The organism is Burkholderia latens (genome assembly GCF_001718795.1).
Taxonomy (GTDB): domain Bacteria; phylum Pseudomonadota; class Gammaproteobacteria; order Burkholderiales; family Burkholderiaceae; genus Burkholderia; species Burkholderia latens_A.
In genome coordinates, this window is sequence record NZ_CP013435.1 from 1,679,771 (window position 1) to 1,697,404 (window position 17,634).

Below are 17,634 nucleotides of genomic sequence, written 5' to 3' on the forward strand. Positions count from 1 at the left end.
ATGGCGACGATCAAGGATGTGGCGGCCATGGCGGGCGTGTCGTTTACGACCGTCTCGCACGTGGTGAACAATTCGCGGCCGGTGTCCGCGGATGTGCGTGCGAAGGTCGAAGGCGCGATCCGCGAGCTGAACTACGTGCCGTCGGCGGTGGCGCGTTCGTTGAAGGCGCGCGCGACGGCGACCATCGGCCTCGTCGTGCCGAACAGCACGAATCCGTACTTCGCGGAGCTGGCGCGCGGTATCGAGGACCAGTGCGCGGCGAACGGCTATTGCGTGTTCTTCTGCAACTCGGACGACGATCCCGTGAAGCAGCGCAACTACCTGCGCGTGCTCCAGGAAAAGCGCATCGACGGGCTGATCGTCGCGTCGGCCGGCGAGGACGCCGTGCTCGCGCAGACGCTTGCCGACGCGCACGCGCCGCTCGTCGTCGTCGACCGCAACATCGAGGGGCTCGCCGCCGACCTCGTGCAGATCGATCACGAGCGCGGCGCTTACCTCGCGACGCGCCACCTGCTCGAACTCGGGCATGCGAAGATCGGCTGCATCACCGGCCCGACCGACACGGCCGTCAGCGCGATGCGCGTGCACGGCTTCATCCGCGCAATGGCCGAGCGCGGGATCGACATCGTGCCGGGTGCGATCGCGGAAAGCGACTTCTCGTGCCTTGGCGGCTACCACGCGGCGGCCCGGCTGTTCGAGTCGGTGCGTCCGAGCGCGATTTTCGCGGGCAACGACCTGATGGGCGTCGGCGCGCTGCGCGCGGCGGCCGAGCGCGGGCTGCGCGTGCCGGACGAGTGCTCGATCATCGGTTTCGACGACATCGAATTCTCCCGTTACACGTATCCGGCGCTGTCTACGGTGGGCCAGTCGGTGCGCGCGCTCGGCGAGATGGCCGCGCAGACGCTAATCGAGCGGATTGGCGGCGGCTCGTCGGCCGCGCCGAGCCGGCGTCGCGTCGTGTCGCCGCGCCTCGTGCTGCGCGAATCGACGGCGATCTACCGCGAGCCGGCCGCGTCCGGCGATCGCGCATGACGGCGCGCCGCACGGGCGCCGGCCGGGTGACGGTGGTCGGCAGCCTCAACATGGATCTCGTCGTGCGCGCACCGCGTCTGCCGGTGCCGGGCGAGACGCTCGCCGGCCGAGCGTATGCGCAGGCGGCAGGCGGCAAGGGCGGCAATCAGGCCGTCGCGGCCGCGCGTCTTGGCGCCCGGGTCGCGATGATCGGCTGCGTCGGTGCGGACGCGCACGGCGCCGCGCTGCGGGCCGGCCTCGAAGCGGAAGGAATCGATTGCGCGGGGCTGTCCACCAGCACGGCGGCGTCGACCGGCGTCGCGCTGATCGTCGTCGACGATGCGAGCCAGAACACGATCGTGATCGTCGCCGGCGGCAACGGCGAAGTCACGCCCGATACGGTCGCGCGGCACGAGGCCGCGCTGGCCGCGACCGACGTGCTGATCTGCCAGCTCGAGACGCCGCCTGATGCGGTGCATGCGGCGCTGTCGGCGGGCCGGCGGCTCGGCCGCACGGTGGTGCTGAATCCGGCGCCGGCGGTCGCGCCGCTGCCGGACGGCTGGCTGCCGCTCGTCGATTACCTGATCCCGAACGAGGTCGAGGCGGCCGCGCTGACCGGGCTGCCGGTGCGCGATCCGGCCGATGCGGAAGCGGCCGCCCGCGCGTTGCAGGCGGCCGGCGCGCGCAACGTGCTGATCACGCTCTCCGCGCGCGGCGTGCTCGCGCTCACCGCCGACGGCGCGGCGCGCCATTATCCGGCGCCGGTCGTACGCGCGCTCGACACGACCGCGGCCGGCGATACGTTCATCGGCGGCTTTGCCGCGCGGATCGCGGCCGGCGACGACGTCGATCCCGCGATTCGCTTCGCGCAACGCGCGGCGGCACTGTCGGTCACGCGCGCCGGCGCGCAGCCGTCGATTCCCACGCTCGCGGAACTGGCCGAATAGGCTCGGTCGTCCGTCACGGCCGGCGCGTGCCGCCGGCCGTTTCTTCCCGATTTCCCGACACCGGCACCCGCGCCGCCTTCCGTTCGCGCAGGCGTGCGTTGTATCGTCCCCATCATTCAAGAATTCGTAATGAACTAAGGAATTGCGGGGAAAATTGCTGTCAATACCATCAAGTTGCGCAACAGACGGTCGTAAATGAGTCAGAGCGAAACACTGTTTCGAAAACGGGCCTCGCCCGTCCTTGACGACGCAACACAGGAAGAATGATGGTGATCCGAAACCTGACCATACGTGCGCGCATCGGTCTGACGATGGCGTTTCTTGCGGTGCTGCTGGCGGCGATCGGCATACTCGGCATTTACGGGATGACGACGGCGAACGACTCGACGCGCGAAATCTTCACGAACCAGATGCCGAGCGCGGTCAACGTAGCCGTTGCGGACACGTATGCTGCGCGCGAGCGTCTGGCGCTCGACCGTGCGGCGCTGCTGGCGGGTACGCCGGACTCCGCCGCGGCAGTGGAGCGCAGCCGCGCGATGCGCACGCAGTCCGATGCGTGGTGGCAAAAGTACCTCGCGTTGCCGCGCGGCCCGGAGGAAGACCGGCTCGCGCAGGACGTCGCCGCGAAGCGGCAGGCGCTGCAGCGCAGCTGCGACGCGTTCGGCAGCCTCGTCACGGCGGGCGACCACGACCGGATCGGCGAAGGCGCGAAGCAGCTCCAGGTGTTGTACAACGAGCTCGCGAACGCGAGCGAAGCGCTGCGCAACTTCCAGTTCAGCGATGCGCAGAGGGGCTTCGATCACGCGGAATCGGTGCATGAAACGCTGCGCGCGGCGTCGATCGCCGCGCTGGTGGCCGGCTTCGTCGCGGCGGCACTGTCGTGGCTGACGCTCACGCGCGCGATCGGCCGCCCGATCGCGGACGCGCTCGCGCATTTCGACGCGATTGCCGCCGGCGACCTGCGCCGCACGATCGTCGTGCAGCGCCGCGACGAAATGGGTCAGCTCCTCGACGGTCTCGCGAGGATGCAGCGCGGGCTCGTCGATACGGTGCGCACGGTGCGCGGCGGCAGCGAGTCGATTGCGACCGCGGCGCGGCAGATCGCGGCCGGCAACATCGACCTGTCGTCGCGCACGGAGGAGCAGGCCGCCGCGTTGCAGGAAACGGCCTCGAGCATGGAACAGCTGACGGGCACCGTGAAGCAGAACGCGGACAATGCGCGGCAGGCAAGCTCGCTGGCCGCGAATGCGTCGGAAATTGCAAACAAGGGTAATACGGTGGTCGGCCAGGTGGTCGGCACGATGGGCGAGATCAACGACAGCTCCGCGAAGATCGCGGACATCATCGCGATCATCGAGGGAATCGCGTTCCAGACCAACATTCTGGCGCTGAACGCGGCCGTCGAAGCCGCGCGTGCCGGCGAGGAAGGGCGCGGTTTCGCGGTGGTCGCGGGCGAGGTGCGCAGCCTCGCGCAGCGCTCGTCGAGCGCGGCCAAGGAAATCAAGGCGCTGATCGACGCGTCGGTGGAGCGTATTCGCACGGGTTCGACGCTGGTCGATGAAGCCGGGCGCACGATGAGCGACGTGATCAGCGCGGTACAGCGCGTGACCGACATCATGGGCGAGATCGCGGCGGCTTCCGAAGAACAGAGCGGCGGTATCGACCAGGTCGCGCGTGCGGTCGCGCAGATGGACGAAGTCACGCAGCAGAACGCGGCGCTCGTCGAGGAAGCGGCCGCCGCCGCGCAATCACTCGACGAACAGGCGGCACGCCTGCGCGAGGCGGCGTCGGTGTTCCGGATCGACGACGACGCGGTGCGGCCGGCGGCTAGTGCGACCGCCGCCGTTGCGGTGCGTCAAAAGCCGCGCGCGGCGGTCACGCCGGTTGCCGCGCCGGCACCGGCGCCCGCACGTGACGAGCGGGATGCGCGCGACGTACGCGACGCAGCGGCGCAGCGCACGGCAATTGCTCCGTCTGCTCGCAAACCCGTGGCCACATCCGCCGCGCCTGCACAGGCGGCGGTTGCGGCCGGCGCTGGCGGCGACGACTGGGAGACGTTCTGATTCGCGGAGGCTCGCGCATCTATCCCTATTTGGCAACGCTCGGCGCCCGCGGCATGCGGGCGTCGTCGTTTTCGCGACCGGCGGAATGTGACAGTCGCGCCGACACAGCCGCGCGTCGTCACGCGTTCCGTCTGTGCATTCGCGTGCCGCGCCATCGTGGAAGATGCGAAAAAAATTTGTAACGATGCACGGGCGGCGTCATCGCAGAGGACCGCTCGAACGTATAGGGATGCAGAGGGGGAAGAAGGGAGGGTGGCGACACCGGAGGTGTCCAACGCACGAGACGATTCGATGCTCGACGAGACGCGGCGGATGCAGTTTCTGCGGCTCGGGGCAACGATTGTAAAGCGTCGAAATGCGTTGTCCAAGCGGGGTTGTCGAGAATGACGAACTTCATACGAAGAGTTCGTGAAAAAAAATAAGAAAGGGTTTAGGATGAATTCGAACGCGCTTGCTTCTGCGCAGTCATAGAAGGCAGGCACGTCTTCAGACTCAGGCGAGGGAGGTAGCATGGATATTTACAGCAGCTTCGCGAACCGCTTCGAAAAAACGCGAGAGGAAGAGTTCTCGCTGGAGGAGTATCTCGCGCTCTGCAAGAACGATCCGTCAGCGTACGCCACGGCTGGCGAACGCATGCTGGCTGCAATCGGGGAACCGGAACAAATCGATACCCGCAACGACCCGCGCCTGTCGCGGATCTTCGCGAACAAGGTCATCAAGGTCTATCCGGCGTTCCGTGAGTTCTACGGAATGGAGGAAGTGATCGAGCAGGTGGTCGCGTATTTCCGCCACGCTGCGCAAGGGCTCGAAGAGAAGAAGCAGATCCTCTACCTGCTCGGCCCGGTCGGCGGCGGCAAGTCGTCGATCGCCGAGCGTCTGAAGCAGCTGATGGAGCGCGTGCCGTTCTATTCGCTGAAGGGTTCGCCCGTCAACGAATCGCCGCTCGGGCTGTTCGACTACGATGAAGACGGCCCGATCCTCGAAGAGCAGTACGGCATTCCGCGCCGTTACCTGAAGAGCATCCTGAGTCCGTGGGCGGTCAAGCGCCTGCACGAATACAACGGCGACATCCGCCAGTTCCGCGTGGTGCGCCGCTATCCGTCGATCCTGCGGCAGATCGGCATCGCCAAGACGGAGCCTGGCGACGAAAACAATCAGGACATCTCGTCGCTCGTCGGCAAGGTCGACATTCGCAAGCTCGAGCAGTATGCACAGGACGATGCCGACGCATACAGCTACTCGGGCGGCCTGTGTCTCGCGAACCAGGGCCTGCTCGAATTCGTCGAAATGTTCAAGGCGCCGATCAAGGTGCTGCACCCGTTGCTCACTGCAACGCAGGAAGGCAACTTCAAGGGCACCGAAGGATTCGGCGCGATTCCGTTCGACGGCGTGATTCTCGCGCACTCGAACGAGTCGGAGTGGAAGGCGTTCCGCAACAACCGCAACAACGAAGCACTGCTCGACCGGATCTTCGTCGTGAAGGTGCCGTACTGCCTGCGCGTGTCGGAAGAGATCAAGATCTACGAGAAGCTGATCCGCAATTCATCGCTCGCGGAAGCCGTGTGCGCGCCGGGCACGCTGAAGATGATGTCGCAGTTCTCGGTGCTGTCGCGCCTGCACGAGCCGGAGAATTCGAGCCTGTTCTCGAAGATGCAGGTGTATGACGGCGAAAACCTCAAGGACACCGATCCGAAAGCGAAGTCGTACCAGGAATATCGCGACTACGCAGGCGTTGACGAAGGGATGACCGGTGTGTCGACGCGCTTCGCGTTCAAGATCCTGTCGCGCGTGTTCAACTTCGATACGAGCGAAGTCGCGGCGAACCCCGTGCATCTGATGTACGTGCTCGAACAGCAGATCGAACGCGAGCAGTTCCCGCCGGAAACGGAGCAGAAATATCTGTCGTTCGTGAAGGACGTGCTGGCGTCGCGCTACGCGGAGTTCATCGGCAAGGAGATCCAGACCGCGTATCTCGAGTCGTATTCCGAGTACGGGCAGAACATCTTCGATCGCTACGTCACGTATGCCGACTTCTGGATCCAGGACCAGGAATTCCGCGATCACGACACGGGCGAGAGCTTCGATCGCGCCGCGCTGAACGCGGAGCTGGAGAAGATCGAGAAGCCGGCCGGGATCAGCAATCCGAAGGATTTCCGCAACGAGATCGTGAACTTCGTGTTGCGCGCACGGGCGGCGAATGCCGGGAAGAATCCCGTATGGACGAGCTACGAGAAGTTGCGGGTCGTGATCGAGAAGAAGATGTTCTCGAATACCGAGGAACTGTTGCCGGTCATTTCGTTCAACGCGAAGGGCTCGGCCGAGGAGCAGCGCAAGCATGAGGACTTTGTGAACCGAATGGTCGCGAAGGGCTATACGCCAAAGCAGGTGAGGCTGCTTTGCGACTGGTACCTGCGCGTGCGCAAGTCGTCATGACGCGCGCGGTACCGCGCCCGTGCGGTTCGTCCGCACGGGCGACTTCAGAGACGCCGCCCGCATGACGGCAGACGGCATGTGCGGCGAGCGTCCCGGCATATCGACTTTCGAGCGGGAGACCGGGAGTGCTTCATCAAATCATCGACCGCAGGCTGGCCGGCAAGAACAAGAGCATCGCCAACCGCGAACGCTTTCTGCGTCGCGTCAAGAACTACATTCGTCGTGCCGTGTCCGACGCGGTGCGCGACCGTAGCATCAAGGATATCCAGAGCACGCAAAGCATCACGATCCCGCGCAAGGACATCGCGGAGCCGAATTTCCGGCACGCGCCGGGCGGCCGTCGCGAGTACGTGCACCCCGGCAACGAGGACTACGTGCGCGGCGACAAGATTCCGCGGCCGCAGGGCGGCTCGGGTGGCGGCGGCAGTCAGGCGAGCAACGAGGGCGAAGGGCAGGACGACTTCGTGTTCGAACTGTCCCGCGACGAGTTCATGCAGTACTTCTTCGACGACCTCGAACTGCCGCGCCTCGTGAAGACGCACCTGCTGACGGTGCCGAGCTGGAAAAACGTGCGCGCGGGCTGGTCGGCGGAAGGCACGCCGAACAACATCGACGTCGTGCGTTCGCTCAGAAGCGCGCTCGGCCGGCGCATCGCGCTCGGCTCGCCGCTCGTCAATGAACTGCGCGAGCTCGAGGCGCAGCTCGAAGCATTGAAGAGCGACACGGAAGACCGCCGCGCGGAAATCGCGACGCTCGAGGCCGAGATCCATCATCTCAAGGGGCGCATTTGGCGGATTCCGTTCATCGATCCGTTCGACCTGCGTTACATCAATCGCGTGAAGCAACCGCAGCCGTCGAGCCAGGCCGTGATGTTCTGCCTGATGGACGTGTCGGGTTCGATGGACGAGCAGCGCAAGGATCTCGCGAAGCGCTTCTTCATCCTGTTGTATCTGTTCCTGAAGCGCAACTACGAGCGTATCGAGGTCGTGTTCATCCGGCACCACACGCGCGCGGAGGAAGTCGACGAGGATACGTTCTTCCATTCGACCGAAAGCGGCGGCACCGTGGTGTCGAGCGCACTCGAACTGATGCGCAAGGTGATGAACGAGCGCTATTCGCCGACCGAATGGAACATTTACGGTGCGCAGGCGTCCGACGGCGACAACTGGACTGACGATTCGCCGAAGTGTCGCAAAATCCTCGAAGAGGATATCCTCACCAAGACGCGCTACTTCGCGTATATCCAGGTCGCGCCGGAAGAGCAGAATCTGTGGCTGGAATACGCGCAGCTCGCGCTGTCGCAACCGCATCTGGCGATGAAGAAAGTCGAATCGGCTGCCGATATTTACCCGGTGTTTCGCGAATTGTTCGAAAAGCAGGTGGAAATGTCATGACGAGCCGCCATCTGCACAACGAGTCGCGCGGCTACACGCCGCGCCCTTCCGGCGACGATACGTCCGGCACTGCCGCATCGCAGCAACGCGGCCCGGCCGAACCGGCGCCGCCGGCCGCCGACTTGCCCGCCGCCGGGCAAAAGGAAGCGCGTATGAACGTTGCCGAACGCAAGCCGTTGCCGTGTCCGTCCGACTGGACGTTCGAACTGCTCGAGGAATACGACACGCACATCGCGCAGGTCGCCGAGCAATACGAACTCGACATCTATCCGATCCAGCTCGAACTGATCAGCGCCGAGCAGATGATGGATGCGTATGCGTCGGTCGGGATGCCGGTCAATTATCGCCACTGGTCGTTCGGCAAGCATTTCCTCGCGACCGAGAAAAGCTATCGCCGCGGCCAGATGGGCCTCGCGTACGAAATCGTCATCAACTCGAATCCGTGCATCGCGTACCTGATGGAAGAGAACACGATGACGATGCAGGCGCTGGTGATCGCGCATGCGGCGTACGGACACAATTCGTTCTTCAAGGGCAACTACCTGTTCAGGCTGTGGACCGATGCGCACGCGATCATCGATTACCTCGTGTACGCGAAGAACTACGTCGCCGAATGCGAGGAGCGTTATGGCCTCGACCGCGTCGAGGAACTGCTCGATTCGTGCCATGCGCTGATGAACTACGGCGTCGACCGCTACAAGCGGCCGCAGAAGCCTTCGCTGTCGAAAGAGGCTGCGCTGCGCCGCGAACGCGAGGCGTATCTGCAGTCGCAGGTCAACGAGCTGTGGCGCACACTGCCGGGCCGCAAGCCTGAGCTCGCGGAAGAGCAGGAGGAACGCTATCCGCCGGAGCCGCAGGAGAACCTGCTGTATTTCGCCGAGAAGAATGCGCCGCTGCTCGAGCCGTGGGAGCGGGAAGTGATCCGCATCGTGCGCAAGATCGGCCAGTACTTCTATCCGCAGCGGCAGACGCAGGTGATGAACGAAGGCTGGGCGACGTTCTGGCACTACACGCTGCTCAATACGCTGTACAACCAGGGCAAGCTGGAAGACGGCTTCATGATGGAGTTCCTGCATTCGCACAGCAACGTGGTGTATCAGCCGCCCGTCACGAAGCCGTACTACAGCGGGATCAATCCGTATGCGCTCGGCTTCTCGATGATGAGCGACATCCGGCGGATTTGCGAAGCGCCGACGGAGGAAGACTACAAGTGGTTTCCGGAGATCGCGGGCACGCCGTGGCTGCCGGCGATGCACTATGCGATGCGCAACTTCAAGGACGAGAGCTTCATTGCGCAGTACCTGTCGCCGAACCTGATCCGCGAGATGCGACTGTTCTCGGTGCTCGACGACGACATGCGCGATTCGCTGGAGGTGTCGGCGATCCACGACGAATCCGGTTACCAGTACGTGCGGCAGGCGTTGTCGCGGCAGTACGACATCCATCATCGCGAGCCGAACATCCAGGTGTGGGCCGTGAACACGCGCGGCGACCGCAGCCTCACGCTGCGTCACTTCATGACCGACAACCGCCATCTGTCCAACGACAGCGAGGAAGTGCTCAAGCACATGGCGCGGCTCTGGCAGTTCGACGTGTTCCTGGAGAGCGTCGACGAGGCGGGCACCGTGCGCAAGCGCTACGAGTGCCGGTACGTGCCCCCGGAGGTGCGCGTGTGATCGACGAAGAATAGCTTGCATGAAACGCCAGCCTCAGCGCTGGCGTTTTCATATGACGAACGCGTTGCCGGAGAAAATTTTTCTACATCGGGACGAACCCGGAGCGCCCGTTACTTTACATTTCGCTAAAATCCCGTAGCACCGTGCGCCGGAACCGGTGCCACGTGCGACCGCACGCGGCGGCCCTCGAGCCGTCTCGCCCAGAAAGCACTAAAAGGAACAGACCAACCCATGGACGTCCAGAGCGACCAAGCTGCGCTGTCCGCGCATGACACCCGGCGGCGCGTGTTCGCCATCGTCGGCGCCTCGTCGGGCAACCTCGTCGAGTGGTTCGACTTCTACATCTACTCGTTTTGCGCGCTGTACTTCGCGCCGGCGTTCTTCCCCAGCGGCAACACGACGACGCAACTGCTGAACACGGCGGGCGTGTTCGCGGCCGGCTTCCTGATGCGTCCGATCGGCGGCTGGCTGTTCGGCCGCATCGCCGACCGCCACGGCCGGCGCACGGCGATGATGATCTCGGTGCTGATGATGTGCGGCGGGTCGCTCGTGATCGCGGTGCTGCCGACCTATGCGCAGATCGGCGCGCTCGCGCCGGCACTGCTGCTCGTCGCGCGACTGTTCCAGGGGCTGTCCGTCGGCGGCGAATACGGTACCAGCGCGACCTACATGAGTGAAGTCGCGCTGAAGGGGCGCCGCGGCTTCTTCGCGTCGTTCCAGTACGTGACGCTGATCGGCGGGCAGCTGTGCGCGCTGCTGGTGCTTGTGATCCTGCAGCAGACGCTGTCGGCGGGCGAACTGAAAGCGTGGGGCTGGCGCATTCCGTTCGTCGTCGGTGCGGCGGCCGCGCTGATCTCGCTGTACCTGCGCAAATCGCTCGACGAAACGTCGACGAGCGCGTCGCGCGACAAGAAGGATGCGGGCACGATCCGCGGCGTGTGGCAGCACAAGGGCGCGTTCTTCACGGTGGTCGGCTTCACGGCGGGCGGCTCGCTGATCTTCTATACGTTCACGACGTACATGCAGAAGTACCTGGTCAACACCGCCGGCATGCATGCGAAGACGGCCAGCAACGTGATGACCGTCGCGCTGCTCGTCTACATGCTGATGCAACCGGTGTTCGGCGCGCTGTCCGACAAGATCGGCCGCCGCACGTCGATGATCCTGTTCGGCACGTTTGCGGTGATCGGCACGGTGCCGCTGATGCACGCGCTGAAGACCGTGACGAGCCCGACGGCCGCATTCGTGCTCGTTACCGTCGCGCTGGCGATCGTCAGCTTCTACACGTCGATCAGCGGCCTCATCAAGGCCGAGATGTTCCCGCCCGAAGTGCGCGCGATGGGCGTCGGCCTGTCGTACGCGGTCGCGAACGCGATCTTCGGCGGTTCGGCAGAATACGTCGCGCTGTGGTTCAAGTCGATCGGCAGCGAGGAAACGTTCTACTGGTACGTGACCGCGCTGTGCGCGATCTCGCTGATCGTGTCGTGGCGGATGCGCGATCCGAGCAAGGAAGGGTATCTGCGTCACGAGCCGTGATCGGCTGGGCGGCCACGCTGCCCGCACCGGTGCGACGCACCGAAACGGCGCGCCGCCACGCAGGCGGCGCGCCGTTTTTTCATGTGCGGCGCGTTCGCATCGCCGCGTGCAAGCTCATCGCGCGACCCGCGATATCGATATCGAAATCGCTTCGTTGTTCGCCGCGTACGATGCTTTTATTCTGTGCCCGTAGTTCGTGTGACACCTCCTTGACTGGGATTCGCGCCCGCTGCGTGCAGCGGGCGTTTTTTTGCGTGTGCGCAGAGTGCGCCGCAGCCGTGCACGCGTCATCACGAAACCCGCAGAGCTAAGCACCATTTGTTGGTTCGAAATTGCCGAACGCGCTGATACGTTAGCGGCTTCGCGGCGACACACACTGCGTCGCGATGTTCCTCGAACCGGCCGCCGCGCGATCCGCGGCGGCCTTCATAACAAATCAGGTCGTGCTCATGAAATTCCACACTCTCGCCACGTGGCTCGTCGGGGCCGCGCTCGTCACCGCAGGCACGCTCGCGCACGCGGATCGGCTCGACGACATCAAGAAGGCCGGCGTGCTGCGCGTCGCGACGTTCGACAGCAACCCGCCGTTCGGTTATGTCGACGCGAAAAGCAATCACATCGTCGGCCTCGACGTCGACTATGCGAAGGCGCTCGCCGACAAGCTCGGCGTGAAGCTGCAGCTGCAGCCGACGAACCCCGCGAACCGCATTCCGTTCCTGACGTCGGGCAAGGTCGACCTCGTGCTCGCGAACTTCACGATCACCGACGAGCGCGCGAAGCAGGTCGACTTCAGTATTCCGTATTTCTCGTCGGGCCAGCAGTTTCTCGCGAAGAAGGGCGTGCTGAAGTCGGCGGACCAGTTGAACACGCTGCGCGTGGGTGCGGACAAGGGCACGACGAACGAGATCACGCTGCGCGAGAAATTCCCGAAGGCGACGATCGTCGCGTACGACGACACGCCGTTCGCGTTCGCCGCGCTGCGCGCCGGCAACGTGCAGGCGATCACGCAGGACGGGCCGAAACTGATCGGCCTGCTCGCGAACGTGCCCGACAAGCAGAACTACGAAATTCCTCCGTTCACGATCTCGAACGACTACATGGGTGTCGGCGTGCCGAAGGGCGAAACGCGGCTGCTCGGCTTCGTGAACGACACGCTGAAGGGGCTCGAGGCGAACGGCCGCGCGGCGCGGATCTACGACGCATGGTTCGGGCCGACGACGAAGACGCCGCTCACGCGCATCTTCCGCATCGGCGACAAGACCTGAGCCGCATACCGGGCGCGCCGCGATCGGACGCCGGCAATGCCGGCGCGCATGGATCGCGGCGCTTTCTACATCCTTTTTCGCGGCGTGTACTGCGCGACCACACCATCGCATGCTCGGGTTGGCTCCCAAATATCTGTCGTGGCTCTGGCACGGCTTCCTGTTGACGCTCGGCCTCGCGGCGGCATCGGCGCTCGCCGCGAGCGTCGGCGGGCTGCTGCTGGCCGTCGCGCGGCATGCTCGCGCCCGGACACTTCGCACGCTCGCGGCAGGCTACATCGTCGCGTTTCGCAACACGCCGCTGCTCGTGCAGTTGCTGTTCTGGTATTTCGGCGTTGCGTCGCTGCTGCCCGATCCATGGGTCGCATGGCTGAATGCTCGCCATGAGCTCGGCACGGGGCCGCTCACGCTCGCGTGGCCGTCGTTCGAATTCGTCGCGGGCTGGGTCGGGCTGAGCGCATATACGGCCGCGTTCGTCGCCAAGGAATGCGAAGCCGGGCTGCGCGGCGTGCGCCGCGCGCAACATGATGCGGCCGCGGCGCTCGGGCTCACGCCGCTGCAGTCACTGCGCTACGTGGTGCTGCCGCAGGCCGTTCGCATTGCGCTGCCGCCGCTGTTCGGCCAATACATGAACCTCGTGAAGAACTCGTCGCTCGCGATGGCGATTGGCGTCGCCGAGCTGTCGTATGCGTCGCGGCAGGTCGAGACCGAGACGTTCAAGACGTTCGCCGCGTTCGGCGTGGCGACCGTGCTGTACGTTGCGGCGGTAGCCGCGATCGAGGCCGGCGCGTATACGGCGACACAATGGCGCGACCGGCTCGGGGCAGGGCGTTGACGATGGACTTCGCACTGCTGTTCTCCAACGTTCCGTACCTGCTGGTCGGTGCGTTTCCGGACGGCCCGCTCGGCGGCGCTGCGCTGTCGCTCGTGCTCGCGATCGCGTCGGCCGTCGGTTCGGCGGTGCTCGGCGTGGCGCTCGGCGTCGCGATGGCGCTCGCGCGCGGGCCGTCACGCGTGCTGCTGCTCGCGTTCGTCGGTTTCTTCCGCGCGATTCCGGTGCTGATGCTCGTCTTCTGGACGTACTTCCTGATGCCGATGCTGCTGCACATGGACGTGCCGGGCCTCGCGACGGTCGTGTGCGCGCTCGCGCTGGTCGGCGGCGCGTATCTCGCGCACGCGGTGCACGCGGGTATCGTCGCAGCCGGCGACGGACAGCGGCAGGCGGGATTGTCGCTCGGGCTCACGCGCTGGCAGACGGTGCGCTACGTGCTGCTGCCGCAGGCGATACGGATCATGACGCCGTCGTTCGTCAACCAGTGGGTCGCGCTGGTGAAGGACACGTCGCTCGCGTATATCGTCGGGGTGCCCGAACTGTCGTTCGTCGCGACACAGGTGAACAACAGATTGATGGTGTATCCGGCCCCGGTCTTTCTGTTCGTCGCGGCGATCTACCTGGTGCTGTGCACGTCGCTCGACGGCGCGGCGCGATGGTTGCTGTCGCGCCGTCCGCGTGAGGCGCGCATCGCGCAGGCGACGCGCGAACGCACCGAACCCGCGCGGTGACGGCGTGCCGCGTGCGATTCACGCGGCGGATTTGCGGCGATGAGGCGGGAACGCCGCCACGTCGCCGCTGCACCGAGCGGCGACGGCCATCGGTGTGCTGCGATGCTTGGCGGCTTCGTCGCGTAAATATCGGCGGACCGCGTTCGCGTGCGCGTCAGGACGCGCTGTAGTGCGTATCGAACACCGCACGCAGCGTGGACGGGCCGGTCGCGAAGTCCCCCCACAGCGGGCCGTCGCTTTGCGCGAATGCGAACGGCGCCGTGCTGATCGATGCCAGGCGGAAGCGCCATTGCGCGGCCTCCTGACGGAATGCGGTGAGCTGCATGTCGGACAGCCCCGTCTGCGCGCTCGCAAGCGTGACGAGCGGATCGACCGGATCGTTCGCGACGCGCACTTCGAAGTGCAGGTGCGGGCCGGTGGCCGCGCCCGTCATCCCGACCGAACCGATGCGCTGCCCCTGCTTGACGGTTTCGCCGACTTTCAGCCCGCGCGCGTACGCGGACAGGTGCGCGTAGTACGTCGAATAGCCATCCGCGTGATCGACGATCACGTAGCGGCCGTAGCCGCCCGGATCGGTGCCGACGAACGACACGACACCGTCGGCTGCCGCGGTGACGGGCGTGCCCGACGGCGCGGCGAGATCGACGCCCGTATGGAACGCCATTGCCTGCGACAGCGGATGGATGCGCTCGCCGAAGAACGAACTGATGCGCGTCCACTTGACCGGCATCGTGAATGCCGCCGCTTCGAGCGGCGTGCCATCGAGGGCGTAGTACGCACCATGATCGGCGCCCGGCGCGCGGAACCAGATCGCGCCGAACGTGCGGCCCGCGACCCGCAGCTCGACCGCGCTGAGATGCGGCGTGCCGTTGTTCGTGTCGTATGCGACGCGGTAGTAGTCGCCGCGCTGCGCACTCGCGCGCATCGCGACCTTGCCGCTGACGAGATCGCCGAGCTGGATGCGCACTTCGGGCGGCACGTCCAGGCGATTCAGCGTATCGGACAGCGTGAGTTCGATGTCGCCCGCGCGCATCCCGTGCGCGCTTTCGGGCGCCGCGTACTGGAACAGGCTCGTATAGCCGAGCATGTCGTTGCGGTGTGCGCTGAGCGGCGCGAACAGGCCGGGCTGTGCGCTACGGTTGCTGCGTTCGTCGAATTCGTTGCGCTCGCCGAGCGTGCGGACGAGTTCGCTCGTCACGAAATGCTGCGCGGTGGGAAACGGCGTGTCGGACAGCACGCGCTGCGGCAGCGCCGCGGTGCCGGTGTCGACGGCGCCCGGAAGTTGCGAAACGGCAGGCAGCGCGGCGGCGAGACCGAAGGCGGCAAGGGCGCCGAGCACGGCGGCCGGCACGAGCGCGCGCACGAGGCGCTGCGCGCGGCCGGGCGCGAAAGCATCAGGGGTTGCGGCAGGCTTGACCAAAGGTGTCCACATCCAGGAAAGCGGTTCAAAGAGGTGTGGGCAGGGACCGTCGGCGGTCCATCCGTCGGGTGACGACGGGGGCAGGCGACGGGCGTGCAACAAAACAGGCCCCGCCAGGGGCCTGTATCGTTCCCGTTCGACCCAACTTGCGGGCGGGCCCGCTTCGAACGGCGGCGTGAATTTCCGGGTCGAACCCGGTATCACGAAGACGCTAAAGAAAGATGACAGCGCCAGTCTACCGATGTTCCGCGAAACGTTAAAAATTTTAAAGAGGGTCGGCTCATTCGTTTCGCACTGCGGTAAATCGGGTTAAATCCGCATTTGTTGCGCAGTGTTTCGCCCGTCAGGCAATTTTTGCGCGCGCACGCGGAGGGCCCCGGATGTTCTGACGGCGTCGAAACCGGCGTCGAGCATCGCCTCCGCGTCGGTCCATCGATTGCCGCGCAGCCGGTTGGTCCAGATCATCGACGCGAACACGCCTTCGAGCAGCGACACGAGATAGACGGCTGCGAGATGGACGTCGAGATCGGCCGCCAGTTCGCCGGAGGCGATCGCACGCCGCAAGAGCGCCTTCGCAATGCGCAGCATCTGCAGTTCGAGCAACATGCGGCGCCGCTGCAGCGCGCCGTTCTCCTCGCTCTGTTCGCACTTCGTATAGAGGATCACCAGCACGCGCTGCATCGCGCCCGGCTCACTACATTGCCGCAGGTAGTGCGACGCCGCGCGGCGCAGCGTCGCGAACGCGGGCAGGCTGTCCACCGCGTCGAAACCTTCGGACGTGCGCGCGAACGCGCGGTCGCACATCGCGAGACACACTTCCATCTTGTTGCGGTAATGGCCGTACACGGCGCCCCGCGACATCCCGGCCGCCTCGGCGAGATCGGCCATCGCGGTTTGCGCCACGCCTTTTTCGAGCGGCACGAGTTCGGCGGCATCGAGGATCCGGTGCTTGATGGCGAGCGATTCTTCCCGGGTCTTGCGGGCCATGGCGTGAATTTCCTTACAGTTCGCTGTCGTTTTATTGAGACAGTCTGACGATCCGGTTGCAAACGACCATATTTAATCAGTCGTGACTGATTATAATCGGCCACCCTGAGCCGCCGCATTGTATCGGCGGCGAACGATCCGAGGTCAGAACATGAACAACAAACGCACCCTGTGGCGCCTGCAGCTGGCGCCGTTCGCGCTCGCGACGCTGCTCGCCGTGGCCGGATGCGGAAAGGGCGAGCCGGACAAGGCGCCCGACACGCTGCAAAAGGCGACCGTCGTCACGGTGCGTCCGACGGCCGTGCCGATGACCATCGAGCTGCCGGGACGGCTCGACGCGTATCGGCAGGCGGAAGTGCGCGCGCGGGTCGCGGGCATCGTCACCGCGCGCACTTACGAGGAAGGGCAGGAAGTGAAGCAGGGCGCGGTGCTGTTCCGCATCGATCCCGCGCCGCTCACGGCTGCACGCGACGCCGCGCAGGGCGCGCTCGCGAAGGCGCAGGCCGCGGCGCTCGCGGCGAGCGACAAGCGCCGCCGCTACGACGACCTGGTGCGCGACCGCGCGGTCAGCGAGCGCGATCACACGGAGGCCATCGCCGACGATACGCGGGCGAAGGCCGACGTCGCTTCGGCGAAGGCCGAACTCGCCCGCGCGCAGTTGCAGCTCGACTATGCGACCGTCACCGCGCCGATTTCGGGCCGCGCGCGGCGCGCGCTGGTCACCGAAGGCGCGCTGGTCGGCCAGGATCAGGCGACCCCGCTCACGACGGTCGAGCAGCTCGATCCGATCTACGTGAACTTTTCGCAGCCGGCGGCCGACGTCGACGCGCTGCGTCGCGCGGTAAAAAGCGGGCGTGCGACGGGGATCGCGCAGCACGACGTGACGGTGACGCTGTTGCGCGCCGACGGCAGCGCGTATCCGCTGAAGGGCAAGCTGCTGTTCAGGGATCTCGCGGTCGATCCGACCACCGACACGGTCGCGATGCGCGCGCTGTTCCCGAATCCGGAGCGCGAACTGCTGCCGGGCGCTTACGTGCGGATCGCGCTCGATGCGGCCGTCGACCAGCGCGCGATCCTCGTGCCGCGCGATGCGCTGGTGCGCACGGCCGATCGCACGTCGGTGCGCGTGGTGGGCGCGAACGGCAAGGTGAAGGACGTCGAGGTCGTCGCGGACCAGATGAACGGCCGCGACTGGCGCATCACGCGCGGCCTCGCCGGCGGCGAGCGCGTGATCGTCGACAACGCCGCGCAGTTCGCACCCGACACCCCGGTGAAGCCCATCGAGCGCCCGGCGCCGGCCCAGGCCGCATCGCAGCCGGCCGCCCGTCAAACCTGACCGGTT

At 65.7% G+C, this 17,634-nt stretch carries 13 protein-coding genes; 11 read left to right on the forward strand and 2 right to left on the reverse strand.

The features are described from left to right. From WK25_RS07935 to WK25_RS07980, 10 genes are all read left to right on the forward strand, one after another. Positions 1-1,032: a LacI family DNA-binding transcriptional regulator gene (locus WK25_RS07935; protein ID WP_040144146.1), complete on the forward strand. Its 1,032-nt coding sequence runs from the start codon at positions 1-3 to the stop codon at positions 1,030-1,032. After that, positions 1,029-1,958, forward strand: a complete 930-nt coding sequence (gene rbsK / locus WK25_RS07940) for a ribokinase (protein ID WP_069241370.1) — start codon at positions 1,029-1,031, stop codon at positions 1,956-1,958. The genes WK25_RS07935 and rbsK overlap by 4 nt, the downstream gene beginning before the upstream one ends. A 266-nt stretch (positions 1,959-2,224) precedes the next feature. Continuing rightward, positions 2,225-4,021 carry a methyl-accepting chemotaxis protein gene (locus WK25_RS07945; protein WP_069241371.1) on the forward strand — a complete coding sequence of 599 codons (1,797 nt, stop codon included), beginning with the start codon at positions 2,225-2,227 and terminating at the stop codon, positions 4,019-4,021. A 510-nt stretch (positions 4,022-4,531) separates the two neighbouring features. Beyond that, positions 4,532-6,454: a PrkA family serine protein kinase gene (locus tag WK25_RS07950; protein WP_040144148.1), complete on the forward strand. Its 1,923-nt coding sequence runs from the start codon at positions 4,532-4,534 to the stop codon at positions 6,452-6,454. Positions 6,455-6,579: 125 nt separating this feature from the next. Continuing rightward, a complete protein-coding gene (locus WK25_RS07955; protein WP_040144149.1) occupies positions 6,580-7,848 on the forward strand; it encodes a YeaH/YhbH family protein in 1,269 nt (422 codons plus the stop codon). Further along, positions 7,845-9,524, forward strand: coding sequence for a SpoVR family protein (locus tag WK25_RS07960; protein WP_040144150.1), 1,680 nt, complete (start codon positions 7,845-7,847; stop codon positions 9,522-9,524). Before WK25_RS07955 ends, WK25_RS07960 begins: the two co-directional genes overlap by 4 nt. A 231-nt stretch (positions 9,525-9,755) precedes the next feature. After that, positions 9,756-11,060, forward strand: a complete 1,305-nt coding sequence (locus tag WK25_RS07965) for an MFS family transporter (RefSeq protein WP_040144151.1) — start codon at positions 9,756-9,758, stop codon at positions 11,058-11,060. Positions 11,061-11,509: 449 nt separating this feature from the next. Continuing rightward, the gene (locus WK25_RS07970) at positions 11,510-12,325 is read left to right on the forward strand and encodes an ABC transporter substrate-binding protein (protein WP_040144943.1); all 816 of its coding nucleotides are present in this window, start codon (positions 11,510-11,512) and stop codon (positions 12,323-12,325) included. A gap of 109 nt (positions 12,326-12,434) precedes the next feature. Further along, the gene (locus WK25_RS07975) at positions 12,435-13,157 is read left to right on the forward strand and encodes an amino acid ABC transporter permease (protein ID WP_069241372.1); all 723 of its coding nucleotides are present in this window, start codon (positions 12,435-12,437) and stop codon (positions 13,155-13,157) included. Positions 13,158-13,159: 2 nt separating this feature from the next. Continuing rightward, a complete protein-coding gene (locus tag WK25_RS07980) occupies positions 13,160-13,885 on the forward strand; it encodes an amino acid ABC transporter permease (RefSeq protein ID WP_069241373.1) in 726 nt (241 codons plus the stop codon). A 154-nt stretch (positions 13,886-14,039) separates the two neighbouring features. Here WK25_RS07980 and WK25_RS07985 read toward each other — a convergent pair whose 3' ends face one another. After that, positions 14,040-15,317, reverse strand: coding sequence for a M23 family metallopeptidase (locus WK25_RS07985; protein ID WP_059544167.1), 1,278 nt, complete (start codon positions 15,315-15,317; stop codon positions 14,040-14,042). A gap of 297 nt (positions 15,318-15,614) precedes the next feature. Then, a complete protein-coding gene (locus tag WK25_RS07990) occupies positions 15,615-16,292 on the reverse strand; it encodes a TetR family transcriptional regulator (protein ID WP_069241374.1) in 678 nt (225 codons plus the stop codon). 151 nt (positions 16,293-16,443) lie between these two features. Here WK25_RS07990 and WK25_RS07995 point away from each other — a divergent pair, with 151 nt between their 5' ends. Further along, positions 16,444-17,628, forward strand: a complete 1,185-nt coding sequence (locus WK25_RS07995; protein WP_040144156.1) for a MexX/AxyX family multidrug efflux RND transporter periplasmic adaptor subunit — start codon at positions 16,444-16,446, stop codon at positions 17,626-17,628. Positions 17,629-17,634: the final 6 nt, after the last annotated feature.

Coding starts and splice junctions, on each gene's coding strand:
- WK25_RS07935 (WP_040144146.1), top strand. CDS start 1: ATGGCGACGATCAAGGATGTGGCGGCCATGGCGGGCGTGTCGTTTACG.
- rbsK (WP_069241370.1), top strand. CDS start 1,029: ATGACGGCGCGCCGCACGGGCGCCGGCCGGGTGACGGTGGTCGGCAGC.
- WK25_RS07945 (WP_069241371.1), top strand. CDS start 2,225: ATGGTGATCCGAAACCTGACCATACGTGCGCGCATCGGTCTGACGATG.
- WK25_RS07950 (WP_040144148.1), top strand. CDS start 4,532: ATGGATATTTACAGCAGCTTCGCGAACCGCTTCGAAAAAACGCGAGAG.
- WK25_RS07960 (WP_040144150.1), top strand. CDS start 7,845: ATGACGAGCCGCCATCTGCACAACGAGTCGCGCGGCTACACGCCGCGC.
- WK25_RS07965 (WP_040144151.1), top strand. CDS start 9,756: ATGGACGTCCAGAGCGACCAAGCTGCGCTGTCCGCGCATGACACCCGG.
- WK25_RS07970 (WP_040144943.1), top strand. CDS start 11,510: ATGAAATTCCACACTCTCGCCACGTGGCTCGTCGGGGCCGCGCTCGTC.
- WK25_RS07975 (WP_069241372.1), top strand. CDS start 12,435: ATGCTCGGGTTGGCTCCCAAATATCTGTCGTGGCTCTGGCACGGCTTC.
- WK25_RS07980 (WP_069241373.1), top strand. CDS start 13,160: ATGGACTTCGCACTGCTGTTCTCCAACGTTCCGTACCTGCTGGTCGGT.
- WK25_RS07985 (WP_059544167.1), bottom strand. CDS start 15,317: ATGTGGACACCTTTGGTCAAGCCTGCCGCAACCCCTGATGCTTTCGCG.
- WK25_RS07990 (WP_069241374.1), bottom strand. CDS start 16,292: ATGGCCCGCAAGACCCGGGAAGAATCGCTCGCCATCAAGCACCGGATC.
- WK25_RS07995 (WP_040144156.1), top strand. CDS start 16,444: ATGAACAACAAACGCACCCTGTGGCGCCTGCAGCTGGCGCCGTTCGCG.